At 71.9% G+C, this 25,633-nt stretch carries 22 protein-coding genes, 1 tRNA gene and 1 riboswitch; of the genes, 15 read left to right on the top strand and 8 right to left on the bottom strand.

The features are described 5' to 3' along the window. Window positions 1-92 precede the first annotated feature (92 nt). The 4 genes from ACIO5D_RS21775 to ACIO5D_RS21760 all read right to left on the bottom strand — a co-directional run bounded on the left by ACIO5D_RS21775 (window position 93) and on the right by ACIO5D_RS21760 (window position 5,507). A complete protein-coding gene (locus ACIO5D_RS21775; RefSeq protein WP_363603895.1) occupies window positions 93-875 on the bottom strand; it encodes a pyridoxal 5'-phosphate synthase in 783 nt (260 codons plus the stop codon). Between the two features lie 1,008 nt (window positions 876-1,883). Then, a complete protein-coding gene (locus ACIO5D_RS21770) occupies window positions 1,884-3,248 on the bottom strand; it encodes an FAD-binding oxidoreductase (RefSeq protein WP_400658405.1) in 1,365 nt (454 codons plus the stop codon). 224 nt (window positions 3,249-3,472) lie between these two features. Continuing rightward, window positions 3,473-4,303, bottom strand: a complete 831-nt coding sequence (locus tag ACIO5D_RS21765) for a MerR family transcriptional regulator (protein ID WP_400797087.1) — start codon at window positions 4,301-4,303, stop codon at window positions 3,473-3,475. Window positions 4,304-4,397: 94 nt separating this feature from the next. Continuing rightward, a complete protein-coding gene (locus ACIO5D_RS21760; protein ID WP_400761605.1) occupies window positions 4,398-5,507 on the bottom strand; it encodes a peptidoglycan-binding protein in 1,110 nt (369 codons plus the stop codon). A gap of 797 nt (window positions 5,508-6,304) precedes the next feature. Here ACIO5D_RS21760 and ACIO5D_RS21755 point away from each other — a divergent pair. Then, window positions 6,305-6,547 carry a DUF2188 domain-containing protein gene (locus ACIO5D_RS21755; RefSeq protein WP_400797085.1) on the top strand — a complete coding sequence of 81 codons (243 nt, stop codon included), beginning with the start codon at window positions 6,305-6,307 and terminating at the stop codon, window positions 6,545-6,547. 154 nt (window positions 6,548-6,701) lie between these two features. On the opposite strand, the gene ACIO5D_RS21750 is transcribed toward ACIO5D_RS21755, so the two are convergent. Further along, window positions 6,702-7,385: an HAD family hydrolase gene (locus tag ACIO5D_RS21750; RefSeq protein ID WP_400797082.1), complete on the bottom strand. Its 684-nt coding sequence runs from the start codon at window positions 7,383-7,385 to the stop codon at window positions 6,702-6,704. After that, a complete protein-coding gene (locus ACIO5D_RS21745; protein ID WP_400797078.1) occupies window positions 7,382-8,230 on the bottom strand; it encodes a GntR family transcriptional regulator in 849 nt (282 codons plus the stop codon). Before ACIO5D_RS21745 ends, ACIO5D_RS21750 begins: the two co-directional genes overlap by 4 nt. Before the next feature lie 590 nt (window positions 8,231-8,820). Here ACIO5D_RS21745 and ACIO5D_RS21740 point away from each other — a divergent pair. From ACIO5D_RS21740 to ACIO5D_RS21680, 13 genes are all read left to right on the top strand, one after another. Next, window positions 8,821-9,108 carry a hypothetical protein gene (locus tag ACIO5D_RS21740; RefSeq protein ID WP_400797075.1) on the top strand — a complete coding sequence of 96 codons (288 nt, stop codon included), beginning with the start codon at window positions 8,821-8,823 and terminating at the stop codon, window positions 9,106-9,108. Further along, complete coding sequence (locus tag ACIO5D_RS21735) at window positions 9,105-10,361, top strand: hypothetical protein (protein ID WP_400797072.1); 1,257 nt, start codon at window positions 9,105-9,107, stop codon at window positions 10,359-10,361. Before ACIO5D_RS21740 ends, ACIO5D_RS21735 begins: the two co-directional genes overlap by 4 nt. Window positions 10,362-10,411: 50 nt before the next feature. Then, the gene (locus ACIO5D_RS21730; protein ID WP_400797069.1) at window positions 10,412-10,897 is read left to right on the top strand and encodes a hypothetical protein; all 486 of its coding nucleotides are present in this window, start codon (window positions 10,412-10,414) and stop codon (window positions 10,895-10,897) included. 53 nt (window positions 10,898-10,950) lie between these two features. Next, window positions 10,951-11,394, top strand: a complete 444-nt coding sequence (locus tag ACIO5D_RS21725) for an ATPase (protein WP_400797066.1) — start codon at window positions 10,951-10,953, stop codon at window positions 11,392-11,394. Then, complete coding sequence (locus tag ACIO5D_RS21720) at window positions 11,391-11,837, top strand: hypothetical protein (RefSeq protein ID WP_400797064.1); 447 nt, start codon at window positions 11,391-11,393, stop codon at window positions 11,835-11,837. The genes ACIO5D_RS21725 and ACIO5D_RS21720 overlap by 4 nt, the downstream gene beginning before the upstream one ends. Before the next feature lie 38 nt (window positions 11,838-11,875). Further along, entirely contained in the window at window positions 11,876-12,430 is a 555-nt protein-coding gene (locus ACIO5D_RS21715) for a hypothetical protein (protein WP_400797061.1), read from the top strand. Window positions 12,431-12,561: 131 nt separating this feature from the next. Further along, complete coding sequence (locus ACIO5D_RS21710; protein WP_400797058.1) at window positions 12,562-14,568, top strand: hypothetical protein; 2,007 nt, start codon at window positions 12,562-12,564, stop codon at window positions 14,566-14,568. Window position 14,569: 1 nt separating this feature from the next. Continuing rightward, window positions 14,570-14,944, top strand: a complete 375-nt coding sequence (locus ACIO5D_RS21705) for a hypothetical protein (RefSeq protein ID WP_400797055.1) — start codon at window positions 14,570-14,572, stop codon at window positions 14,942-14,944. A gap of 5 nt (window positions 14,945-14,949) precedes the next feature. Further along, complete coding sequence (locus tag ACIO5D_RS21700) at window positions 14,950-17,250, top strand: type IV secretory system conjugative DNA transfer family protein (protein WP_400797052.1); 2,301 nt, start codon at window positions 14,950-14,952, stop codon at window positions 17,248-17,250. Continuing rightward, window positions 17,247-17,597 carry a hypothetical protein gene (locus ACIO5D_RS21695; RefSeq protein WP_400797049.1) on the top strand — a complete coding sequence of 117 codons (351 nt, stop codon included), beginning with the start codon at window positions 17,247-17,249 and terminating at the stop codon, window positions 17,595-17,597. The genes ACIO5D_RS21700 and ACIO5D_RS21695 overlap by 4 nt, the downstream gene beginning before the upstream one ends. Before the next feature lie 72 nt (window positions 17,598-17,669). Then, window positions 17,670-19,652 (top strand): DUF3987 domain-containing protein, encoded by a 1,983-nt coding sequence (locus tag ACIO5D_RS21690; RefSeq protein ID WP_400797047.1) that lies wholly within the window; start codon window positions 17,670-17,672, stop codon window positions 19,650-19,652. A gap of 300 nt (window positions 19,653-19,952) precedes the next feature. Continuing rightward, a complete protein-coding gene (locus ACIO5D_RS21685) occupies window positions 19,953-20,147 on the top strand; it encodes a helix-turn-helix transcriptional regulator (RefSeq protein ID WP_400797044.1) in 195 nt (64 codons plus the stop codon). 62 nt (window positions 20,148-20,209) lie between these two features. Then, window positions 20,210-21,589 carry a tyrosine-type recombinase/integrase gene (locus ACIO5D_RS21680; protein WP_400797041.1) on the top strand — a complete coding sequence of 460 codons (1,380 nt, stop codon included), beginning with the start codon at window positions 20,210-20,212 and terminating at the stop codon, window positions 21,587-21,589. A gap of 139 nt (window positions 21,590-21,728) precedes the next feature. Here ACIO5D_RS21680 and ACIO5D_RS21675 read toward each other — a convergent pair. After that, window positions 21,729-21,816 (bottom strand) — tRNA-Ser (locus tag ACIO5D_RS21675). Between the two features lie 60 nt (window positions 21,817-21,876). Then, window positions 21,877-23,709 carry a S1C family serine protease gene (locus ACIO5D_RS21670; protein ID WP_400797038.1) on the bottom strand — a complete coding sequence of 611 codons (1,833 nt, stop codon included), beginning with the start codon at window positions 23,707-23,709 and terminating at the stop codon, window positions 21,877-21,879. A gap of 255 nt (window positions 23,710-23,964) precedes the next feature. Beyond that, window positions 23,965-24,114: riboswitch (TPP riboswitch) on the top strand. A gap of 88 nt (window positions 24,115-24,202) precedes the next feature. Between ACIO5D_RS21670 and ACIO5D_RS21665 the strand changes: the two genes are divergently transcribed. Next, complete coding sequence (locus ACIO5D_RS21665; RefSeq protein ID WP_400797036.1) at window positions 24,203-25,609, top strand: purine-cytosine permease family protein; 1,407 nt, start codon at window positions 24,203-24,205, stop codon at window positions 25,607-25,609. Window positions 25,610-25,633: the final 24 nt, after the last annotated feature.

The following is a 25,633-nucleotide window of genomic DNA, read 5'->3' as shown; positions in this document are numbered from 1 at the left end:
GAGCTACCTCGCCGGCCTCCACCTCCGCGCCTCGATGATCTGGATCAAAGACCTCACCCAGACTGCCCTTTGATCACAACCCGATACGGTCCCTAAGGCCAGAGCAGGGTCCGCGACCACTCCGGGGTGCGGACCGGGCCGGTCCGCGTGTAGCGCAGCCGGACGTGACGGCGGTCGTTGTCGCCCTGCCAGAACTCCACTTCGTGCGCCCAGAGCGTGTAGACGGCGTGGCCGGCCGCGACGGTGTCCGGGGTGGCCTCCAGCCGGCGGCGGGCGACCGCGACCGCCTCGTCGTACTCGGCCGGGGAGGCCAGCGGCTCGCTCTGTCGGCCGACCAGCGCCCCGACCCGGGCGGCGGGCGAGCGGGTGGCGAACTCGGCCGCGGCGACCTGGTCGGCGGCCCGCTCGACGGTGCCGCGGACCCGGATCTGACGGCCCAGCGGCGGCCAGTACAGGGTGAGCGCGGCGGCCGGGTGGTCGGCGAGCTGGCGGCCCTTCGGACTGTCGGCGGCGGCCGAGAAGACCCAGCCGGTGCCGGAGGCGTCGACGTCCCGCAGGACCAGCACCCGGGCGTCCGGCAGGCCGTCGGCGTCGACCGTGGAGAGCGTGACCACCTGCGGGTCGAGCACACCGGCCGCGAGAGCGGTGGCGAGCCAGTCGACGAACAGCGGGCCGGGCTCCGCCGGGGCCGCCTCCGCGTCGAAGGACGGCAACGGGCGGGCCATCGGCGGACGGCCGAGCAGCAGCTCGGGTACGGACCTGGGCTCGGGCCTGGTCTCGGACCGGGGCGCGGACCCCGGGTCGGTTCCCGGGTTCGCCCCGGCTGCGGGCCTGGTCTCGCCCGGGCCGGTCAGGCCCTCCTCCTCCGCTGCCATCGTGCCTTCCCTCCGGTCGCCTCGGTCGCAGCCCCGGCCGGCCGGGCCGTCGGGGCCCGGGCGCGGGGTGCGCTGTCGGAGCGCAACCGTACCGCCGTGGGCTGACCGCTCGGGCGCGGGCCCTCGCTGTGCGCCCTGTGCGCCCCGTTGCCCGTGCGCCCGTGCGCCCGGGTTCTTGGCGACAGGCGGCCCCGGACGTGCTGGTGGGCGGTGCCGATGATCGGCACCGCCCACCAGGCCGGTCGCGGTGACCCTTTCCGCTACCCGGTTCCGCGCGGTGACAGCCGCGCGTCGAGTTCCCTGGTCTTCCCTGGTCCGAGTTGTCTTCTCCGACTTCTGTGCGGCGGGCTCTCCGTCGAGTCCTCTGGTCGAGTTACTCCGCGTCGGGCCCTGGTTGGAATCCTGCTCCGGTCTTCTTCGCTTCTCCGCTTCTCCGCTGCGAGCCCGGCCACGGGTGCTCAGCTCACCTGTGGCCGCCCACGTCCGGCGCCCCCGCCGGACGTGACCTCGCTCGGATCAGTGGATTCGGTTGGAGACCGGAGCGAAGACGACGGTGGTGTTCTGGCCACCGTTGGAACCGTCATCGCGGATGCGAGCCATTGAGAGCCTCCCAAAAGCTGTACTTCGTGCGTTGTGTCGGAGTTCGTCGCCCAGACGAACTCCTGCGGGCTGCGACGTCGAGGAACAGACTTCCGCAACAAATCGACAAAGCACCACCTCAAGCCGGAATTTTCGCCCGTTTGCGTGATATCCCAACCTCTGATGAATAACGGGCGCACCCTCTGGACAACGCATCGATACAGCGCCGCTCACCTGGGTCTTTGCCCGGACGGTAGCCTCCTTCCGGGTGAACCGGCGCAGCGCCTGGACACCGGGCGTCGATTCACCCGCCGCACACGGGTGCGGTCGACCTTCCATGTCGACATGTCAAGCCATTCTGCGACCATCCCAAAGTATTACTGGAGGCATCACAGACAGAAGAGAGAAGGAAATGGGGAGAGGTGAAAATCAGACCGCCTTACCCGGGTTGAGAATCCCCAGCGGATCGAAGACCGCCTTCAACTGCCGCTGCAGTTCCAGCGCCACCGGCCCCAGCTCACGCGCCAGCCAGTCCCGCTTGAGCAGCCCCACCCCGTGCTCCCCGGTGATCGTGCCGCCCAGCTCCAGCCCCAGCGCCATGATCTCGTCGAAGGACCGCTGCGCCCGCGCCGACTCCTCGGGATCGGCGCCGTCGAAGATGACGATCGGATGGGTGTTGCCGTCCCCGGCGTGACTCACCACGCCGATCGTCAGCGCGTGCCGCTCGGCGATCGCGGCGACGCCGTTCAGCATCTCGGCCAGCCGGGAACGGGGCACCGCCACGTCGTCGATCATCGTGGTGCCCAGCCGGTCCAGCGCGGGCAGCGCCAGCCGCCGGGCCTCCAGCAGCAGCTCGGACTCCGCCTGGTCGTCGGCCGGCACCACCTCGGTCGCGCCTGCCGCCCGGCAGATCTCCCCCACCGCCGCCAGCTCGGCCACCTGGTCCGGCCCGTCGAAGGCCACCAGCAGCAGCGCCTGGGTCGACTCCGGCAGCCCCATCTGCCCCAGCTCGTTGACGGCCCGCACGGTGACCGCGTCCATCAGCTCCATCAGCGACGGGGTGAGGCCGCGCGCCATCACCTCGCAGACCGCCGCACCCGCCGTGTCCGCGCTCGGGAACTCCGCCGCCAGCGCCAACTGCGGTGCCGGCGCGGGCCGCAGGGCGACCACCGCCCTAACCACCACACCCAGCGTGCCCTCCGAGCCGACCAGCAACCGGGTCAGGTCGTAGCCCGCGACCCCCTTGGCGGTACGACGGCCGGTGGACAGCAGCCGCCCGTCCGCCAGCACCACGTCCAGCCCGAGCACATACTCGCCGGTGACGCCGTACTTGACGCAGCAGAGCCCGCCCGCGCCGGTCCCGATGTTGCCGCCGATGGTGCAGGTCTCCCAGCTGGACGGGTCCGGCGGGTAGGACAGCCCCAACTCGGATGCCGCCCGGGAGAGTTCGGCGTTCACCACGCCCGGTTCGACCACCGCGATCCGGTTGACCGGGTCGATCTCCAGGATCCGGTTCATCTTCACCATCGACAGCACGATGCAGCCGTCCACGGCGTTGGCCGCGCCGGAGAGCCCGGTGCGGGCACCCTGCGGCACCACGGGGACACGCAGTTCGGTGGCGGTCCGCAGGATGTGCCGCACCTGCTCGACCGTCTCCGGGAAGGCCACCACGGCGGGGGTTCCGGCCACACAGAAGCCCGCCATGTCATGGCTGTAGGCGGCCATCACATCCGGGTCCACCGCCAGGGCGCCGGGCGGGAGCCCCTGCGCCAGCCGGTCCGTCAGATCACTCATCGCCGTCTCCGATCGCCGCCCGGTCGCGCCACCGCCGCACGCGCGGCACGCGCTCTTCCCGCGTGCTTCCCGCTCTGTCCGCACTCTGCCCGCCGACCGGTGGTCGGGCAAGTGCGCCGCTCGGACGTTTCAGAGCCGGACCGGCGGTGCGGCCCCCGGGGCCCCGAGCAGGGCCGGCCTGGACCCCGGCCGGCCGGAGCGGGTACGCGCCCCGGGGCACTGTCCTACGGGCGGCTTACCGGCTCCTGGAACTCCGTCACCCACGCCGCCTGGTCGTCCGGGCACTCCAGGTACAGCTCCCGGGCGTATCCGGCGGAGCGGTAGCCGTTCTCGTCGACGAAGCGGGCCAGCGCCTGGACGGAGCCCATGCTGTCGTCCATCGAACCGCGGTGCACGATGGTCGCCGCCTCCTCGATCACCGGCAGGTCGACCACCTCGAAGCCGCACTCCCCGGCGGGTGCCGGGGCCGCGCCGACCGGGACCGCCGCCCGGACCAGCCCCGCGCCGTCCCCGTCCGGGGCGTCCTCGTAGCGGGCCACCGCCGGGCCGGCCCCCTCCACCCCGGCCTCCGCCATCCGCCGGCAGAGCTCCGTGAACAGCGGGCCGATCACCGGTCCGACGTCCTCCGGCTCATAGCTCGCGGCGACCGCCGTCAGTTCGGCCACCCGCACCGACGGCACCCGCTTCACCACGACATCGTGCGCGGACATGGTTCCCTCGCTCTCGATCGTCCGGAGCCTCGCCTCGACCCGGGTCAGCCGCTGGGCGTCCGCCGCCATCGCCGCGGCGAGTTCGGCCCGCCGCAGCCGCAGCATCCCGCGCAGCTCGGCCGCGTCCACCCGCTCGTCCAGGACGTCCCGCACCTGCTGCAGCGTGAAGCCGAGGTCCTTGAGCGCGATCACCCGGTTGAGCCGGGCGAGTTGGGCGGCCTCGTAGAAGCGGTAGCCGCTGGCCCGGTCGACCCGGGCCGGACGCAGCAGGCCGATCGCGTCGTAGTGGCGCAGCATGCGGACCGACACCCGGCCGTGCTTGGCGAAGTCTCCGATGTTGAACATGATGGCTCCCAGTGCAGACCCTCACACCGTGTCATGGTCAAGCACCAGCACCCACGGCCGGGCCGCCGTCCTCACCACCTCGGTCCATGCCGCCTCAGTCCGTGACGTCGAACCCGCGCCGCCGGCCGAGCACTTGGAGGCTGCGTTGACCGGGGATCCCGTTCGCGTCCGCGCCCGAGTAGCCGAGACTGCGCTGGAAGGCCGCGTACGCCTGCACCGTCCTGGTGCCGAGCGAGCCGTCCACCCAGCGCTGCTCCAGGTACCCCTCGTCGGCCAGCGCCTGTTCGACGATCCGCACCTCGGGTCCGTACGTCCGGTGGCCCTGTTCGGCGCCGGGGTCGGTCCGGGCGGCCGCGACGATGTGCGCCACCGAGACGCGCCGGGGCGAGGGCAGCGTGCCGAGCAGCCGGCGCAGCGAATCCTCGCCCGGCACGCCGTCCGCGGCGGCCCCCGCGTAGCCCAGACTGAGCTGGTAGTCCTGGTAGTTGAGGGTGTCGGCGTCCCGCCAGTCCTCGTCCGGACCGGCCGTGTAGTGCGAGCCGTGCCCGGACGCCACCAGCGCGTCGCCCACCTGCCGGACCTGCGGGCCGTGCGCGCCGTACCCGTACTCCAGGCCGTTGATGGTCACCCGGTAACGGGCCGGCCCCGGCGTCGACCGGGACGGGGGCGGCGGAGCACCGCCCGCGCCGGCCACGATGCCCGGCAGGACGAGACCGTGGAACTGCTGCACCCGGGCGTCGCCGGGGCAGGCGGTGCCACCGTCCGACCACTCCGGGAAGAGCCGGTGAAAGCCGTAACCGGGGTCGTCGGCGGTGCGGCAGACCCGCAGCGGGATGCCGTGCCGCTGGTGCAGCCAGACCCCGACCGCGATGAACGTCCCGATCTGCGCGGCCGTCCACGGATCGGTGTGCTGGTCGTTGCTGGCCGACTCGATGCTCACCGCGCCGGTGCCGTCCGGCCGGTGGTTCGCGGCCATGTTGGCGTCGGCCCGGGTCTGGGTGCCGATGTACTGGGCGATGCCGCCGTCGTAGCCGACCCCGAAGTGCGACTCCAGGTTGGTCGAGTCCCGCCAGTACTCGTAGATGCGGCGCGGCGTCCAGGGCGCCGCCATGCTGTGAAAGATCACCTGCGTCGGCACGATCGCCGGCTGCGCGTCCGACTCGGGCTGAAGCTCCATCTTCTCAGCGCCGGGGTACCAGGCCATCCGTGTCTCCTCGCCGGGCCCACTCCCAGGGCAGTCCGCCCCTTACCCCCGGCACACGCCCCCTCGCCGCACCCACAAGGACGCCCCCACCCCAAACCCCCCGTTCAGGTGAACCCACCACCCCCGGCCCACGGTCGGCCCACCGCCTCCACCCCGGTGGAAAACGCGAAGGGCGGGTGTCGGCCTGGGGCCAACACCCGCCCTGAGCAGGCGGTTTCTCCTACCAGCGGAGAGCGTGGGATTCGAACCCACGGTGACGGGTCACGCCACGACAGTTTTCAAGAACATTAAGGCACTCCCCCTCAGGGGCCCTTCCACCTGCGGCGGAGCACCAATCCGACCGCGCGATCGTACCCAGCGTTCCGCGCATGTTCCAGGGCCCGGGTCGGGCAGCTTCGGCTGCCCGACCCGGGCCTTTTTGCGTTCAGGCCAGGCCTCGGTCTCCAGGAGCCGTGACACTCCGCATCCACAGGGGGCTGTGGATCACGCTGTGGACAGAGCTCCCCGTGCTGTGGATTAGCCAGGTCACACCCTGTGGACACCACATCTAGTGGTTGCATCCTCACCTGTGCACAACATCTTGGAGCCGAAGGTGTTTGCGAGTGTCAGCCCGCCCTGCTCTACTTGGGACTGCTCAAAGTGAGCAGGCCCCACTACTCGGGGTCGACACTGAGTCGTGCCCGCCGAGCCGTGGGGCCTAGTGCGTTGGTCGCGCCCTAGGACCGTACCTCCCTCGTGGTCATCCACCAAGGGATCGAAGGTGTCGGTTGGGCCACGCCTCTGGAAACGGAGCAAAGGTGGCAGGAAAGCCGAAGTCGGGAGACGTTACCCAGCGACCCGACGGCAGGTGGCAGTTCGCTCGGCCCGAGAACAGCCGGGCCAGTGCCGTCGCCGACACCCAGGCAGCTGTTGTCGCCCGGGGCAGGGAGATCCTCGGGCGGGATGGCGGTGGCGAGCTGCGGATCCACGGCACGAACGGCGTGATCCGTGACCAGCGAACCATATCTCCGGGGAACGACCCGTACCCGCCGAAGGGCTGATCCACCGCCAGGGGCGCCTTGACGCGCAGGCCTCAAGGCCGCCTTTGGCCCATCCAGCCCCTATCGGGGTCGACCAGCGTTGACGTCCGATAACGCCAGTCAGGCTGGTCAGCGAAGGGGGAAACACCCCTCCGCTGACCAGCCTGACTCTTGATCAGGACAGCGCGTCCGCAATGTGCTGCATTGAATCCACGATGACCACCGCACCGGCGGCGGCCAACTTGGCATCCTTCCCGGGCTTGTTCGCGTAGCCGATCGTTGGCACGCCCGCAGCGTCACCAGCCTGCACGTCCCGGGCCGCGTCGCCGATGAACACGCACTCCGCCGGCTCGGCGCCCACGGCTTCCATGGCGTCCACGAGGAGACGCGGGTTCGGCTTCATGGACGATGGGTCCCCAGGAACGCGCCCAAAGACGCCGGTCACGTAGCCGCTCAGCCCGTGGTCCGTCAGGTATGCCTCGATCGCCGCGCCGGCGTTGTTGCTCACCACCGACACGGATCGGCCGGAGCGCGCGCAGGCCAGCAGAACCGATTCCCCACCAGGGTTCGGCTTGCCGATCCGGACGGCCTCTGTCTCCAGCGCGGCCAGCGCCGCATCGGCGCTGGCCGCGAGCTCAGGCCTGGCGTCGGCGATAAGACGCAGCAACGCGAGCGGATCACTCTCGGCCTCGCCCGCAGCCGGGGCCTGCTCGCCGGCAGCGAGCAGGCCCTCGCGGAGACGCCGTGCCACCTCAGGGGCGGACAGGCCGGCGAACACCGAGCACACCGGGCCGTCGAAGTCGAGCAGGACGTGCTTCACCGGGCGGAGCACCTCCGCGAGCTGCTGGGCCGCGCTCACGGCTGCCGCTCGTAGGCGATGGTGGACCACACGCTGTCGAACCACAGCTGGGCTTGCTGCACGTACTGCGACCCGAGCGAGGCATCGTCCGGCCCGGCGGCGTGGTGGAACAACGTGGTGTCCTTGCCGGTCACGTCGTAGAAGGTGTGGGCCGTGTCGTCTACGTTGATGGTCCGCTCGCGCAGCGGATAGAAGCCGAAGAACGCTTCCGAGCGGTTCAAGATGTAGAGCTTGAACAGGCTCGATGCCCGGTGCACCTTGACCTGGACGTTCGCCGACTGGACGAGCCCGAGCTCGGCCAGAACCTCCACCGAATGGGCGATGCCGCCGGCGTTCGTCAGCGCGATGTTCCGCGCGCGCTCGCGGAGCGCGACCTCATCCTTGAGCCCGTCGACCAGTACGGGAACGGCCATCGGCTCCGTGGTGTCCGGCAGCAGCAGCCGCACCGTGACGGACTCGGGGGTCAGTCGGCCGGAGCGGACCTTGTCCAGCGGCTCCTGAAGCGCGTTGTGCAGCGTCTCGCTGGAGAAGCCGGCGAAGTCGAGCGTGACCTGCTGCTGCTCGAAGGCCGCTTCGAGATGCGGCCGGAGGCCGACCGGTCGGGACGTGCGCTCCCGGACGAACGAACCGCTTCCCTGGCGGGTCACGATCAGTCCCTCGGCCCGGAGCAGGTCGAGCGCCTTGTCGACGGTCCCGCGCGCCACGCCGAAGTGCTTGGCCAGCTCAGGGCCAGACGGAAGTTTGTCACCAGTCTCGAAGCCGGGCTGCTTCGTCAGGATCGAGGCCCGCAGACGGCTGCTGACCTGCTGATACGGGGGGCGAGAGTCATCCGGGTCCAGGGCCATACGCCAATGCTAGGGCAGGTGCCCAACTGACGCGAGAAACCCAACTCTCTTGACCTGCCTAAGCAGGTTCTCTATGTTGTGAGTGTCGCACCGAGTGAGACAGGGGCGACACAGAGGGGCCTTCTTTGGGCTGCTCTGAGCTGCACAAACGCACCATCGACAACTCAAGAGAGTGATCCACCACCGCAGTCCTTCCGTGGCCACGCCGGTCGGGGTGAGTGGAGACCAGTCGGCAGAGAAGGGGCGCACGCCCTGACACCTCGGTCCGCCCTTAAGACGGCGGGTCGTACATGGGACACGCAGCCGACTCAAAAGACCGACGCGGCCGACATTTCGCCGGCGACGACCTCCGGGAGGGATCTCCCCGGAGCGAGCCCGGCCCGCGTCCAAACGAGACCAACCACCCAGCTCCACCAGTGACCACGGCCCTCGACACCCCGCGCATCCGTGACTGCGCGGCTGGTGCCGGGGGTCGTGGCTACTCGTGACGTTCGAGTGGCCTGGGCCCAACAAGACAGGCCGCCGCGCTCCGGCCAAGGAACGCGCGGCGGCCCCGGGCCCACACCCCCCAACCGAGAAGAGGTAGACCCGTGAGGTCGATTGTTGCAGGCCAGACGGCCCTGACGGAGGACGAGTTCGCCGAGTTGGCGCTCGGCGTGGACTCGGAGTTCACGAAGCTGTTCACCGGAGTGTCCGGTGAGAACGAGTTGGAGCGCGCCGCCCGGATGGACGCCGCCGCCGACGTCCTGACGGACCTGCGTCGGGAGGACCCGGAGCTGGCCGCCTACGCGGAGCGGCTGCTGGCGATGGCGCCGGTGCCGCTGCGGCGCCCGGCCGTCATCGTCCGGATGGCGAGTGTCGAGCGGGTGGCGGCGTGAGCGGGCTGAGTGAGTTCCGCGCTGAGCGGCGGGCCGACAAGGTCGCCGACCGGGCCGCCGATCGGGAGGACCGGCGCGAGGAGCGTGAGCAGGCCCGGCTGGATGCCGAGGCCGCCCGGCTCCGCCGCGAGGCTGACCGGGCCCGCGCCCGTGCCGAGCGGGCCGAACGCCTCGGTCGTGTGACCGGCTGGGTCACGGCGAACCCCGCCCGCGCGTTCGTGCGCCTGGTTCAGGCGTGCTCGATCGTGCCGGCCGTGGTCTCCCAGGTCGCCGCGCTCGACCACGCGAAGGTGTACCTGCTGCTCGCGGTGCTGCTGGCCGCGATGCTGGAGGGCGGAGCGTGGGCCCTGGTCGCCATGGGCGCCCAGGCCGAGGGCGAGCGCTCCACCCACACCTACCGCCTCGGCGCGTGGGCGGCCGGCATCGTGGCGGGCGGCATCAACTTCGCCCACGGCTGGCAGCAGTACCCGCACCACCACTGGGTGGCCTTCGTGCTGGCCCTGTCCAGCGTCGGAGCCGTCTGGCTGACCGATCTTCAGACCCACGGCGGCCGGGGCCCGACCACGGCGGACAAGAAGACCGCCAAGGAGCGGGCCGAGCACGCCAGGCAGCGGGCCGAGCACCACCCGGAGGTCCGGAAGGTCGCCGACCGGCTGATGTCCGCCGCCGCCTACGGCACCCTGCCGGCGGACGAGGCCTGGCGCATCGCCTGGGAGTACGTCCACGGCATCACGGTGCCCGGCCTCACCGCCGATCTGCTGGCGCGCCGGCTCAACGCCCGTGCCCGCGTCGCGGAACTGAGTGCGCTTCCCGCGCCGGCCGATCTGTGGCCGGGAATGCCCGACGACCCGTTCCCCGCCCTCACCCTCCCGCTGCCCGGCGGGCCCTTCGACAGCGTCTACCTGGACACCGTTCCCGAGGCGCTGCGGAACGCGACCCCGGATGCCGCCAAGGACCGGGAATCCCTTTTCCGTAAAGGGCCGGACGTATCCGTAGCAAATCCGGAGCCCCCCGCGAACAGCGCCTCGGATGGCGGGGGTGGGAACGCTTCCCCGCTCGCCGGGGAACGCCCGCTCGACCCGGCCCATCTCGCCCGCGTCAGGGTCCTGACCGCCGACCTCGCCGCCCGGGGCGAGGAACTGTCGACCCGCAAGGTCCGCGAGCTGCTCGGCTGCCGCAACGACTACGCCGTACGCCTGCGCGCCGCCGTCGAAGCCGAGCGCACGGACCGGCCGCAGCCCGACAGCCAGTGAGCCAGAAAGCCACCCTCACCCGCCCCGCGCTCCATGAAGGAGACCCCGCCATGACCACCGCCACCACCCGGGCAACCAGCCAGATCGACGCGGCCGGCGCCCTGATGGCCATCCTCACCGCCCACACCGATCTGCCCGAGACCACGCCCCAGCTGTGGCAGTTCCTCTCCTCCGGCACCGACATCGCGTTCGGCGCGTGGGGCGTGAAGCTGTCGCTGCACAGCGGCCTGACCGCGTTCGAGCAGTGGCGCGAGGCCCTGGACCTGGACCCCGCCACCACCGACCACGGCGAGCTCGACACCACCCGGTGGCTGTCCGCCCACGGCGTCCACCACGGCGTCCCGGTCGAGTTGGTCGGCTTCTACAGCCTGCCCGACACCGGCGAGGAGTCCGCCGTGAAGCACTGCTACTTCTGCGGCGAGAGCACGCCGGATGTCGAGAACGTCGCCGACCCGTTCGCGCGGGAGATCAACGACGAGGAGTGGATCATCCCGATCTGCACCGACTGCTACCAGGTCCGCTGCGACGAGATCTGATCCCCACGTCCCCTGACCTGCTCCGCTGCCACCCTCGACAGGAGATCACTGTCATGTCCGTGACCGAGATCAGCGTGATCAGCTTCGGCTACCTGCACGGCGACCCGCCCGCCGACGCGAACTTCGTGCTGGACCTGCGCCGGCACTTCCGTGACCCGCACATCAGTCCCGGCCTGCGCTACCAGACCGCCCACGACCTGCCGGTGCGCCGGGCGGTGCTCGGCACGCCGGGAATCCGGGAACTGATCAGCACCGCCGCCCTGGTGGCCGACGCGTTCGACGCCGGGCCGGGCGGGGCGCCGCTGACGATCGCGGTCGGCTGTGCGGGAGGCCGCCACCGCGCCGCCACCGTAGCCATGGCCCTGGCCGACCGGCTCCGCAAGACCGGCAGCCCGGTGACCCTCGTGCACCGGGACCTCGGCAAGCCCGTCGTCGAGCGCACCGTCACCGGCGACGCCGTCGCCCCGGCCGCCCGAGAGAACGGAGAGCCCCGATGACCACCACCCGCGCCGCCAGGTTCGCCGCCGTCTATGCCCTGCTCAGGGCGGCGGCGGACGTGGCGGACCACTGGATCCAGACCGACCACCAGGCCACCGCCAAGGGCCAGGCCGACACGGCCGGGCGCCGGGCCTGCGCCGCCCACGTCGCCACCTACACCGCCGTCCAGGGCGCCGTGCTGGTGGCCGGTGCGCGGGTGCTGGGGGTGCGGCTGCGGCCCGTCCCGGTGGCCGCCGCTCTGACCCTGTCGGCCGCCAGCCACTACTTCGCCGACCGGCAGGGCGGTCACTGGCGCGAGTCCGAGCCCCGAGGGATCGTTCGCCTTGCCCACGCCACCGGCGGGGGCAACTGGCTCCAGCGTGACCCCCAGGCCGGCTACCTGCTCGACCAGGCCTGGCACCACGCGTTCGAGGCCGCTGCGGCCCTCATCGCCTCCGCCTGACCGCCCGTCACTCCACCCGATCAGAGGAGAGCATCGTCATGTCCGACCGTGATTCGGTCTACAACGACCCGGCGTACGACATCACGTCGGTGCCGTCGTGGAAGTCCCCGCCGCTGCACGGCGCTTACGCCCCGAACGCCCGTCTGTCCGCCCGTGCCAGGGCCGGGATCGGCGCTGGCGTGGTCGTCCTGGCCGCCGCCGGGATGGTGGCCTATTCGGTCTACTCCTCCGCCGAGGTGGACGCCGAGGTGCGCAAGGCCCAGATCGCCCTGGACGCCTCCCGGCTCGACCTGGAGCGCCAGCGCCAGGCGGCCGATCTGGCCAAGGCCGGCGAGCAGGAGACCGACGCGCAGCGAGCCCGCCGTGAGGCCGTCCAGGCGTGTGTCGCCAAGGCCGGCGGCGCGTACAACGCGATCGCCGACTGCGGCAAGGCCTACCCGGCCGTCGACGCGCCGGGGATGGTGAACACCTCCCGCTCGGTCGCCTCCGGGGACGAGGGCGGCTCGAATTCCGGTGTTGGCCTGGTCGTCCTCGGCGTCACCGGCACTGCGGTGGCCGTCGGCTGGATGAAGCGGAAGTTCGCCCGTCCGTAACATTCCGTGACCTCCCCCCACCCACCCCCCACCCGGGAAAACGTCTCCCTCCACCCGCTCAGTGGCTTGGGAGGGCACTTTCAGGCCGGGTGGGGGGTGGGTGGGAGGTTACCCACAGTGAGGAATTCGTGATGGCCACACCCGCCACCCCCGGTATCCCGCCCGTGCCGCCTCACCCGCCCGCACCCCCGGCGCAGGCCCCCGCCCCGGCTTCTCCGGCAGGGGCCTCACCGGATCCGGCTCCCGCTCCGGCCGCGCCGCCGAGCGCGCTCGCGCAGATCCTCGCCCCGGTCCAGCCGGCCCGCCGCCCCGCCACCCCGATCGGCACCACCGCTAGCCTGGCCCAGACCCCCGCCGCCCCGGACGGCAGCGGCGGTCCGGGCACCGGCACTGTCGGCGACGGCTCCGGGCGTGACGACCGGCGCGACGGCACGCTCGCCGCCCTGGTGCGGGCCCTCGCCGAGCGACTGCGCCGCACCGGCACCACGACCAGCATCAAGCGCAACCACGACGTCAAGGAGACCCGGGTCGCCGGGAACTCCACCAACACCACCAACACCAACAATGCGGACCGGCAGGCCAAGCACGAGACCAGCGCTCAGCACCGCTCCAACCGCGACGCCAAGCTCGCCGACCTGAACAACAAGACCAGCCAGCACCAGCACCAAGACCACCGGGACGTCAAGAAAGCCGACGCCACGGACGCCAGGACGAACGCGAACCGCGACGTCCGCAAGACCGATGCCACCGACGCCAAGACGGCTGACACGAAGAACACGAAGGCCGACACCGCCGCCGTATCGAAGACCGGCAAGGACACCCGGGACAGCACGGACGCCAAGACCTCCGACACCAAGGCCGCCAAGAGCGACACCGGGGTCCGGACCAGCAGCGACGACAAGCACCACCGCGACGTGAAGACCGTGAAGACGCCCGCGTCGAAGGACACCGGCGCCGGGGGCAGGGGTGCGGGTGCGGGGGGCTCGAAGCCGGACACCCCGCCCGGGACCGGCGGCTCGAAGGCGCCGAAGACACCCGCCCCGGACGGCCCGCCCGGCAAGGCCGACGCCGCGAAGGCGCCGGAAACACCCGGCTCGGATGCCCCGCCCGGCAAGGCCGGCGGCGCGAAGCCGGACGGTTCCCCGAAAGCCGGCAGTGCCGACCCGGACAGCGCGGACGCCAAGCGCGGTGCGGGAGGCAAGGCGCCCGAGCCGAAGACGCCGGGTGCCTCCGGGCCCGCAGCGAAGCCGGGCAGCCTGGCGGCGCCCGCCGGGGCGAAGGGCCTGGACACCAAGTTCGCCGGAGCGAAGGCCTTCGAGGACAAGGCGCGCGGCGAAGCACCGAAGACCGCACCACGCCCGGCCACCCCGCAGGCACCCGCCGCCGCGGTGGACGGCACGAAGGCCACGCCCGTCACGAAGACGGCGGACGCCGGGAAGCCGGGCGGCACGAAAGCCGAGGACACGGCAGAGAGGACGACGATGACCACCCCGAAGACCCGCCCGGGGCCCCTGGCCGCCCCGCCGATGACTCCCGCGAGCGGATCCACCGCCGACCTGACGAAGAAGCCACCCGCCCGCACCGCTCCCGCCGCGGGGCCCGCCCGGCCGGCCGCTCCTCCCCGCCCGACCGTCCCGCCCCAGGCCCAGGCCAAGCCGTCCGCGGTTCCGGTGAGGGACGTGGCCGTCGGTGAGAAGGGCATCGCGTTCACTTCCGGTACGGGCGCCGACACGCGGCAGCACACCATGAGCCGCGGCGAGGTGCGCACGTTGCGGCAGTTCGAGCGGCGTATGGAGGAGAAGGCGGGGGTGCTGGCGCAGATCGCCGAGGACAGCAAGACCGCCAGGGCCCACGCCGTCGCGCACGCCGCCCGCGCACAGAAACTCGCCGAGGACGCTAAGGCCGTCAAGGGCGGTGTCGCCCTGGTCAACCAGTTGCGGCGGCTCGCCGAGCGCGCCAAGGACCTGCGCCTCAAGGCCGAGGAGGCCGAGAAGAACGCTGCCCGCGGGGCGGAGGCCGTCCGCGTGCTGGCCGCCAACGCGGAGGTGCGCCACGGCGGCATCTACAAGGCGGTCGTCGACAGCCCGCTCACCGCTCCGGCCGAGCGCTACTTCTACCAGGACAGGCAGGGGACCTGACATGGCCACAGGACTGACCTACCGGGAACTGGTCCGCCAGGTGCGGCAGCTGGCCCGCGAGGTGCGGCGCGACACCGCCGCCTACAAGGCCCTGGCCGCCGCGCAGAACAAGGAAGCCAACGACACCAACCGGATCGCTGAGCAGATCATCGCCCTCAAGGTCGACACCGCCACCGTGGCCGAGACCCACGAGGTCACCCGGATCATGCGAGGCCTCGTCCATGCCGCGATCGCCTACGCGACCGCGACCGAGGAGACCTCCAGGTCCGCCGCCGCCACCGAGACGCAGGCCCAAGGCGACCACGGCGGCATCCAGCAGGCCGCCGATTCCTCCCGCGTCCCCATGGCCGACCGCCCTTGGTACACCCAGGAGTAGCAGCGATGACCATCCCCGAAACCACCCGGACCGCCCAGGCCGCCCGGACCGCCCCGGCCGCGGTGAACCTCTCGACCGAGAAGGCGTTCGCCGTCGCCGAGGTCGCCGCCCCGCTGGTGACCGCCGCCGTGATGCCGTTCCTCGACCCGCAGGCCGCCACCACGGTGAGCACGTTCCTCGCGGCCCCCGCCCTGGTCGCCGGCGCCACCTTCACCGGCCTGCTGTCCGACCGGGTGCTGGACGCCGTCCCGGGCGGTGACATCCTGCGCGCCCACCGCCGGCCGTTCTTCGTCTCCACCGTCGCGACCGCGACCGCCGCCGCGACCGCCACGCTCCAGGGCATGCCCGGCATTGACGCCCTGCTCGCCGGGTGGATGAACCTGCCGTCCCTGTCCGGCCTGGTCTCCCTCGCCTGGTGGGGCAGCGTGGGCTTCGTCGGCTTCTCCCTGCGCCGCGTCCTCGGCAGCAGCCGGCCCCGGCCCGCCGCCCCGGCCGAACCGCCCGCCCCCGCCGAGGACGCCCCGGTCAACCAGGTGCTGATGCGCTGGCACGTCTACATCTCCGACGAGTCCGGCGCCCACCCCGGCCAGCACCTCACCCTCACCGGCCACGGACCCGAGGCGTGGGAGGGCATCATCGAGGCCGCCCCGGGCCGGCCGGTCACCGTCACCGCCGACACCGTCTCCGGCGTCTACCGCATCCCCGCCGCCCAGATCAGCATCACGGACGGCCCGCACACCAGCTCCCGGCACATCCTGGTCCACCTGGTCGCCCCCACCGTCGACCAGCCGCAGTACGGCGCCCTGGAGACCCTGTGGCTCCAACGGGTCGCCCGCAAGGGCGGCTGCATGCCCGGCACCCACCTGGAGGGCACCGTCCCGGACCCGGCCACCGGCGGCGTCGCCGCGTGGATCTGCGCGGACGAGGACACCGACGCCCTCACCATGCCCGACCTCTACACCATCGCCGGTGCCCTGCGCACCACGCCGCTGCTGGTCTCCGTCGAGCGCACCGACGACCCCCGCAAGGCCGTGTTCCGCATGATGGACCGCTCCCCGCTGGAGGACGGCCGCCCCCTGCCCGGACCCAAGACCCTGCTCGCCAACGCCAACGGGTTCGTGCAGCTCGGCACCGGCGTGTCCGGCAAGCCCTCCCGTATCCAGCTCTACGACGCCGACCTCGGCGCCCGCCACGTCCTGGTGGCCGGCGTCACCGGATCCGGCAAGGGCGGCGTCCTGCTGATCCTGGGCCTGAGCTACCACGTCAACGGGGTGGCGATCATCTACGCCGACCCCAAGGGCTCCAGCAACCCGGACGTCGAGGACATGGCCGCCTACGCCGGCTGCGGGCCCGACGGCGCCATGGGCGCCCTGCGCCTGGCCTACGCGGTCTTCCGCCACCGGGTCGCCGAGAGCCAGGAACTGCGGGCCAAGAACTTCACGCCCACGCCCGAACGCCCGTACGTCGTCACCATCCTGGACGAGATGGCCCAGCTCCTCGGCGACAAGAGCCCCTACCGAGCCGAAGCTGCGTGGATCATCGCCATCCTCGCCTCCCAGGGCCGCTCGCTGGGCATGCCCGTCGTGCTGTGCGGACAGATCCTCAACCTCGACCAGATGGGCTCTGACACCAGCATCCGCGACAACGTGTTCTACGGCGGGGCCCTGGTCCTCCTGCGCTCCGACAGCGCGCAGAAGAGCCGCGTCGACCTGCCCCCCGCCTTCAACGGCATCGACCCCTCCCAGATCCCCGCCTACTGGAAGAGCGGCACCGACAGCCTCATCTACGACCCCACCGTCCCCGAGGACGACCCCCGCCGCACCTTCGGCGTCGGCTACGTCGCCGGCCCCGACGACCGCGCCGAGATGATGCGCGCCTGGCTCCTCTCCTCCGCCGCCGGCCTCTGGGACCCCGACAACGTCGCCGTCCCCCACGACTTCCCCGGCTGGGAAGACCGAGACGCCATCGCCACCACCCCCGTCGGCCCCGCGGCCACCGACGACGACGAGGACGGCGGCACCGGCCGGGCGTGGATGCCCGCCTCCGCCGCCCCGTTCCTGGCCAAGGAACCCACCGCCGAAGAGAAGATCCTCGCCGTCCTGGAGGAGCGCCGCGACCCGATCGGCCTGGAAATCGGCTTCCTCCACCTCGACCAGATCACCGACATGACCAGCGTCACCCGCAAGACCGTCGAGAACACCTGCTCCCGACTCACCAAAAAGGGCGCCCTGGTCCGCAAGTCGACGTCCTCCGGCGAATACGGACTCCCCCTCACCGACACCGCACCCGGGGAGGTGGCCGTGTGAACCGCGTCCCGCCGCTCGGTGACGGTGGCCTGTGGCAGGCCGTCATGAACGCCGCCGCAGGCCGCTGCCAGTGCCGCGGCACCTGCGGCAAGAACCACGCCAAGGACGGCGGCCGCTGCCCCCACATCCACGGCGGATACGCCCACCGCCACGGCGGCGGCACCATCCACCTCATCGCCGCCCCCACCGACCCGGCCGGCCTCCTCCTCCCGCCGCACCAAGCCGCCGCCCTGCCCAAGCAGCGCTTGGCCGCCTGGTGCCCGCCCTGCCACGACGCCACCCGCACCACCGCCCGCAAGAACCAGCAGGCGAGCGCCCAGGTGGCCGAGCCGGACGCCCTGTTCTGACCCTCGCCCCTCGGCAGCCTGCACCCCTCGCCCCGGGTGCGGGCCGCCCCGCTCCGCACGAAAGGAGCCACCTTGAGCACCGAGTACGCCCACCCGAACGTGATCCCGTTCCGGCCCGAACCCGCCGAGGTCAAGGCCGCCGAACAGGCCGTCATCGGCGCCGCCCTGCTCGACCCCGCCCAGATCCCCGTGCTCGCCGCCCAGATCGGCGACCCGGGCGTGTTCTACCACCCGGCGCACGAGACGATCTGGCGCACCATCACCCGCATGGCCGACGGCGGCCGGCCGGTGGACCCGCTGCTCCTGACCGGCGTCCTGCGCGCGCAGGGCGACCTGGGCCGGGTCGGCGGGCCCGGCTACCTGCACACCTGCGTCGAGGCCACCCCGACGGCGGCGAACGGCGACTACTACGCCGAGATCGTCCGTGTGGCCGCCGAGCGCCGCCGCATCAACACCGCCACCAGCCGCCTGGCCCACATGGCCAGCGACGGCCAGGCCGACCTGGACGACGTGCGCACCGCCGCGCTCGCCGCGCTCGCCGACCTCGCCTCCGGCGAGACCTGGCTGGACCCCGTCCCGCTCGGCTCGCACGGCGCCCTGCCCACCTTCCCCGTCCACGCTCTGCCGGGATGGGTGAGCGGGTACGTGGAGGCGGTGGCGGAGTTCACCCAGACCCCACCCGACATGGCCGCCACCATGGCCCTGGCCGCGCTGTCCACGGCCGCCGGCGGCCGGGTTGGGGTGGAGATCCGGCCCGGGTGGCGCGAGCAGTCGAACCTCTACCTGGTGTGCGCGATGCCCCCGGCCAGCCGCAAGTCCGACGTGTTCGCGTTCATGACCGGCCCGGTCTACCGGGTCGAGGACGAGCTGAAGGCCGGGGCCAAGATGGCAATCATCGAGGCCGAGACCGCCAAGGAGACCGCGCTGGCCGAGGTCGAGGCGCTCATGGCCAAGGCCCGCAAGAACCCCGACCTCGACCGCGCGCACCTGGTCGCCGAGATCTCCGCCGCCCGGATGCTCGCCGACGAGATCGTGGTGCCGCCGAGCCCGCGGCTGACCCTGTCCGGGGACATCACCCCCGAGACCGTCACTCACCAGCTCGGCGTGCACCGCTGCCTGGCCGCGCTCTCCCCCGAGGGCGACCTGTTCGACAGCATCGTCGGCCGCTACAGCAGCAAGCCCAACCTCGGAGTGTTCCTCCAGGCCCACAAGGGCGAGCGCCTCCAGGCCGACCGGATCACCCGCGAACAGCCCACCGTCGACAAGCCCGCCCTCACCATCGGCGTCACCCCGCAGCCCGCCGTCCTGCAGGAGCTCGGCTCCGCCCCCGGCGCCCGGGACCGCGGCCTGCTCGCCCGATTCCTGTACTCCCTGCCGCCCTCCAACCTCGGCTACCGCAAGATCCGCACCACCCCCGTCCCCGCGCCGGCCGCCACCACCTACGACGTCCGCCTCACCGCGCTCCTGCACGCCCTCACCGCCCTGGACGAGCCGGTCACCGTGACGATGACCGAGGCCGCAGACCTCGCCGTCGAGAAGCTCCAGGAGAAGTTCGAGGTCCAGCTCCGCCCGGACGAACCGCTCGCCCACATCAAGGACTGGGCCGGCAAGCTCGTCGGTCACATCGCCCGCATCGCCGTCCTGCTCCACCTCGCCGACCACGTCGCCGACGACTGGCGCGCCCCCGTCGAGGCCGCCACCGTCGACCGCGCCGCCGCGATCGCCGAGTACTACACCGCCCACACCCTCGCCGTCTTCGACCTCATCGCCGCCGACCCCGCCACCGACGACGCCCACGCCCTCCTCCAGTGGCTCCAGCGACCGAAGAAGGACGGCACCCACCGCACCCACATCAAGGCCCACGACGCCGTCGCCAGCAGCCGCCGCTTCAAGAAGGTCGCCGACGTCGAACCCGCCCTCAATCTCCTCGAACAGCACGGCTGGCTCCGCACCGACCAGCCCCCCGCCAACGGCCAGCGCGGCCGCCCCCAAGCCATTACCTACCGTGTCCACCCGGCCGTGTGCACCCCCACGGACACGGACGCGACCACGTAACCGTCAGGGATGTCAGGGCAAACACCTGACCAGCCAATACGCCACCAGACGGCCTGTCAGGGGTTGTCAGGGATGTCAGGGATTAACCGAGATTCCCTGACAACCCCTGACAACCCCTGACACCTCGCCAGGAGCCAAACCAGCAGGCCAGCGGGTTTCCCTGACATCCCTGACACTTTCCCGCCTCACCCCCCGTCCATGCACGGGGAGCGTCACTGACCGCAGCCACCGCCCCTGCCCCTGTCTCACAGTCCACAGCCGTGCGGCGCAACTCTCACAACCGCCGATGGAGGCGCCACCGTGGCTACGCAGGACCAGAAGCTGAAGCTCGCCGCCGTGCTCGAAGAGCTGGACATGTCTCGCTCCGCCTTCTACCGCATGGTCGCCCGGGGGACGGGGCCGAGGCTCCTGAAGCTCCCCAACGGCCAGATCCGCGTCCGCCGGAGCGACCTCGACGCCTGGTGGGCCGCGCAGGAGCAGTCCACCGCCGCCTGACCGTCCGACAACGCCCTCAGGGGGCCCTGGCCAAAGCCAGGGCCCCTCCGTTTGGAGAACACGTGCTCACGTTCGACGTGCAGATCTACAAACTCCGCGACCTGAAGCGGGGACGGAAGCCTCACCAGCTGCGGTGGCGGGTCGGGAAGAGTCCGCACTCTCGCACCTTCGCCACGAAGACCCTCGCCGACGGCCGGCGAGCCGAGCTGCTGACCGCGATCAACAAGGGCGAGCAGTTCGATACCGACACGGGCCTACCGGCCTCGGAGCTGCGGGCACTGATGCAGCAGCAGGCTCAGGTGTCGTGGTTCGAGCACGCAAAGAAGTATGCCCAGGTCACATGGCCCGGATCGTCCGCAAAAGATCGGGCTGCACGGGCGGATGGCTTGGCCACGATCACTCAGGCGCTCGTCACGGATCACCGTGGGGCTCCGCCGGCACCCGTGCTACGGAGAGCTCTCTCGTGCTGGGCGTTCAACTTCTCCGAGCACCGGGGCGAGATCCCGGCGAAGTTCGCGGAAGCGCTCGGCTGGCTCGCCCAAAAGTCGGTGCCCGTCTCGCAGTTGGAGGACTCGGACACCATCCGGGAGGCCCTAACGGCCATCACTCTGCAGCTGAACGGGAAGCGCGCGGCGGACAACACCATCAAGCGCAAGTACTCCACCCTCAGCGGCGCGCTCGGGTACGCGATCGAACGAAAGCTCCTCACGGCGAACCCACTCAAGTCCGTGAAGTGGACGCCACCGAAGACGGACGACGAGATCGACTTCCGATACGTTCCGGCCCCGCGCCAGGCACGGGAGCTAATCGAAGCGGTCCGGACGCTCGGCCCACGTGGGCGCCACCTCACCACGTACTACGGCTGCATCAATTGGGCCGCCACCCGCCCGGCCGAGGCCACACACCTCCGCCTGACCGACTGCACCCTCCCTGAGTCGGGATGGGGTCTCATCGTGGCGCCCGGCAGCTCGCCTCGGGTCGGCTCGCGGTGGACCGACGACGGGCAGTCCCACGAGGAACGCGGCCTGAAGCACCGCGCCCGCACGGCCACCCGGGACATCCCGATCCCCCCGGTGTTCGTCCGGATGCTGCGCGAGCACGTGGACGAATTCGGCCTGGGCCTCGACGGGCGTCTGTTCCAGGCCGCCGAGGGCGGGCTGCTCAGCACGAAAGAGACCTCGGAGGTCTGGAAGAAAGCTCGGGGGTTGGTGCTCGCCCCCGAGCAGGTGAAGACCCCGTTCGCCGAGGTCCCGTACGACCTGCGGGCCACCTGTGTGTCCGGGTGGCTGGCGGCCGGCGTCGACCCGGCCGAGGTCGCCCACCGCGCCGGGCACAGCATCACGGTGCTCTTCAAGTTCTACGCCAAGGTGCTCGACGGCCGGAAGGATCGGTCCAACAACCTGATCGAGCGCTTCCTGGATCAGGAGTACGGCGACGAGTAGGCACCGATCCGTTCCACAGGTGTTCCACACGCACTGAACGAACCCGGGACTCGGGTGGGACAACCCGGGACGGAATAGAGAAGGGCGGGTGTCGGCCTGGGGCCAACACCCGCCCTGAGCAGGCGGTTTCTCCTACCAGCGGAGAGCGTGGGATTCGAACCCACGGTGACGGGTCACGCCACGACAGTTTTCAAGACTGTTCCCTTAGGCCGCTCGGGCAGCTCTCCAGGCGGAGGTCAGCCTAACGGGTCCGGCGGGGTTCGGTGCACAGGGTTTCGGGGACGGGGTCAGTCGCCGACGCGCTCGGTGAGGGTGACCTTGGTGTTGAAGGTCTGGCCGTTGCGGGTGTACTCGACGTCGACGGTCTCGCCGGGCTTGTGCGTCCAGATCTTGCTGACCAGGGCGGGGCCGTTCTCGATCGGGCTGCCGCCGAGCTTGGTGATGACGTCGCCGGGCTTGAGGCCCGCCTTGTCGGCCGCGCCGCCGGGGGTGACGGCCGGGGTGCCCTGGATGTCGCGGGTCTGGATCTGTGCGCCGTCGCCCTTGTAGTCGTCGTTGCGGAGGACGTCGAGCTTGGCGTAGACGGGCTTGCCGGTCTTGATCAGGGTCTCGGCGACCCACTTGGCCTGGTTGATCGGGATGGCGAAGCCGAGGCCGATGCTGCCAGCCCGGCCGGTGCTGGAGGCGTTGGACTGGATCGCCGAGTTGATGCCGACCACCGCGCCGCTGGAGTCGAGCAGCGGGCCGCCGGAGTTGCCGGGGTTGATCGAGGCGTCGGTCTGCAGGGCGTTCATGTACGAGGACTGGGCGCCGGTCTCGTCGCCGGAGGCGACCGGGCGGTCCTTCGCGCTGATGATGCCGGTGGTGACGGTGGACTCCAGGCCGTACGGGGCACCGATGGCGATGGTGGAGTCGCCGACGTTGACCTTGTCGGAGTCGGCCAGCGGAAGCGGGGTCAGCTTGTCCCCCTTCGGGGGGTTGTCCAGCTTGACCACGGCCACGTCGTAGCCCTCGGCGCGGCCGAGCACGGAGGCGTTGTAGGAGCTGCCGTCGGCGAACTTGACGGTCAGTTTGCCGCCGTTGGAGGCGGGCGCCACCACGTGGTTGTTGGTGAGGATGTGGCCCTCGGTGTCGAAGACGAAGCCGGTGCCGGTGCCGGACTCGCCGTTGCCCTGCGCCTTGATGGTGACGACGCTGGGCAGCGCCTTCTGCGCGATGCCGGCGACGGAGCCGGGGGCGGGCTCGTTCTTCTCCGGGCTGTTGGCCTGCACGGTGGTGCTGCGGCGGTCGTTCGCGGAGCTGGCGCTGTTGTCGTTGCGGTCGGCGATGGTCACACCGAGCGCGCCGCCGGCCACACCGGCGACCAGGGCGACGGCGGCGATCAGGGCGACCAGGCCGCCGCGCTTCTTGCGCGGACCGCCGGGGCCGGACGTACCGGGGTACTCGGGCGGGTAGCCGAGCGGGCCGCCGGGGTGGCCGGGACCGCCGGCGCCGCCGGCCGAGGAGTCGTGCGGGCCCCAGCCGCCGAGCGGCTGGCCCGCGCCGAAGGGGTGCTGCTGCGCGGGCGGGCCCGCCGGGGCGCCGTACGGGTCGTGGGCCGCGGCGGGCGGGGCACCGTACGGGTCGTGCGCCGCGGCGGCCGGGGCGCCCGTGGTGGCGTACGGGTTGACGGCGGGCGCGACGGGCGCCGTCGGCAGGGCCGGTGCCTCGGCGAGCGCCGGGGCGGGCGCGGCCGGCGGCCCCGCCGGGGCGGGCGGCACGACCGGCGGCGGGGCGTCGATGTACCCCGGGCCGGGGTGGCCGGCCTCGACCGGGGCGGGCGCGGACACGGGAGCGTCGGCAGCCGCGGCCGCGGCGGGTGCCTCGGCCGGCGCCGGGGCGCTGATCTTGCTGAACGCCAGCGTCGGCGTGGATCCGCCGGCCGCCGGAGCGGCGGGCGCGGCGGGCACCGCCGGTGCCACGTCGGTGGTGGTCCGGTCGGCGGGCGCCTGTGCGGGGGTGGCAGCGGCGGACGCGGACTGCTGCGCCGGACCGTCATGAGCGGGACCCACCACCCCCTGGCCGCCGGAGGGCTGTTCCCCCTGCGGCCCGGTGGACCCAACCTCGCGCTCGGTGCTCACGGACGACCTCCATAGCTGACAGGACCAAGAAGCATAGTTTTTCGCACACTCGATTCGATTGCCGTAAGGACCCTTCTGAAGAAGTCATAAGAATCCTTAGCCAGGTCCGACGGCCCCGTCCGGAAACCCGGCCGAACGCCCCCGAACCACCACCCCCACCGGCCGCTCGCCCACCGCCGCCGGATGTCCCTCGCGGCCGGGGCGCCCAGCGCCTGGCCTTGGCGTTCACCCCCGTGCCGGTTAGCCTGTCGCTCACAACTGACACGCGGGAGCTTGGACCTTCCCAGGCTGAGAGTGCGCTGGTCGACCGTACGCCACGACGTCCGTGGGCGGACCGTCGAGGGGGCGCTGACCGCCGGAACCTGTCCGGGTAATGCCGGCGTAGGGAGTATCGGCCATGCCGCCTGCTTCGCCATCCTCTTCTTCGGGCGCGCCCGCGTCCAAGGGTTTCTCCGAACCGTCCACGACCGTTCACTCCGACGCCGGTCCCCCCGTGCCCGGTTCCGCCGCCGTGCCCGGCTCCCCCACCGCGACCGGTGCCGCCGCGGCCACCGCCGTCCTGGACCGGCCGGACCGGTCCGAGCGGGTCGAGGCGCCGCTCGTCCTGGACACCGAGCCGCCGCGCACGCTCCGCTTCCGCGACCACTTCGCGCTCTGGATGAACCTCGGCGTCAGCCTGATCGGCTTCACCACCGCCGCCACCGTGCTGGGCGCGCGGGGCAGCGAGCTCTCCCTGGCCGCCGCCGTGACCGCGATCGCGGCCGGGACCGTGGTCGGCACCGCGATGCTCGGTGTGGCCGCCCTGATCGGGGCCCGTACCGGCGCACCGGCGATGGCGAACCTGCGCGGGCTGTTCGGGACGAAGCTCTCGTACGTGCCGACGGTGCTGAACATCGTCCAGTGCGTCGGCTGGGGCGTGTACGAGCTGCTGGTGATCGCGATGGGCGCGCAGACCGTCGTCCACACCGAGGGCTACCGCTGGGCCTTCGTCCTGCTGGCGGGCGCGCTGACCACCGCGCTGACCATCTGGCCGCTGGGCTCGATCGCGGTGCTGCGGCGGTTCGTCGCCGGGGCGGTCGCGGTCGCGATGGTGTACTTCACCGTCCAGCTGGGCCGGCACGGCGTGCCGGACCCGGGCGCGGGCAACTGGCACGGCTTCCTGAAGGCCACCGACGCGATGATCGCGGTGTCGATCTCCTTCGTGCCGCTGGCCGCCGACTACACCCGGCACTCGCGCACCCCGCGCGCCGCGTTCTGGGGCAGCTTCTCCGGCTACACCGTCGCCCAGGTCTGGTGCTACGTGCTGGGCCTGATCGCGCTGCTGCAGTCCGGCGGCGACCCGGACCGGATCTTCGACTCCTTCCTGGGCGTCTGGGCCGGCTGGGCGTTCCTGCTGGTGCTGGTCCTGCGCGAGACGGACCAGTCCTTCGCCAACGTGTACTCGACCGCGATGTCCGTCCACAACCTGCTGCCCAGGGTGGACCGCCGGGTGCTGACCGGCGGGACCGGGCTGCTGATCACGGTGCTGGCTCTGCAGATCACCGAGTTCACCGACTCCTACTACGCCTTCCTGGGCCTGATCGGCTCGGTGTTCGTGCCGATGTTCGCGGTGCTGGCGGTCGACTACTTCCTCGGCGCCGGCCGGCGCGGCTGGAACCTCTCCGCCGACGCGCCGTCCCGCCGGCTGATGCTGCTGCCGTGGGCGCTGGGCTTCGTCGTCTACCAGCTGATCGCGCCGACCGCGATCGCCGGCTGGTGGACGGACTTCTGGACCTCCGTCCAGGAGGCGCTGCACTTCACCCCGCAGGAGTGGACCTCGGCCTCGCTGTTCGGCTTCCTGGTGCCGGCCCTGGCCACCTGGGCGCTCACCCCGCTGACCCGCCGGGACGCGCGGGACTGATCCGCCCCCACGCGAAGACGGCCC

Source organism: Kitasatospora sp. NPDC087315, from assembly GCF_044744345.1.
Classification (GTDB): Bacteria; Actinomycetota; Actinomycetes; order Streptomycetales; family Streptomycetaceae; genus Kitasatospora.
The sequence above is the reverse complement of the archived record's forward strand: the minus strand, read 5'-3'. Positions and strand labels throughout refer to the sequence as shown.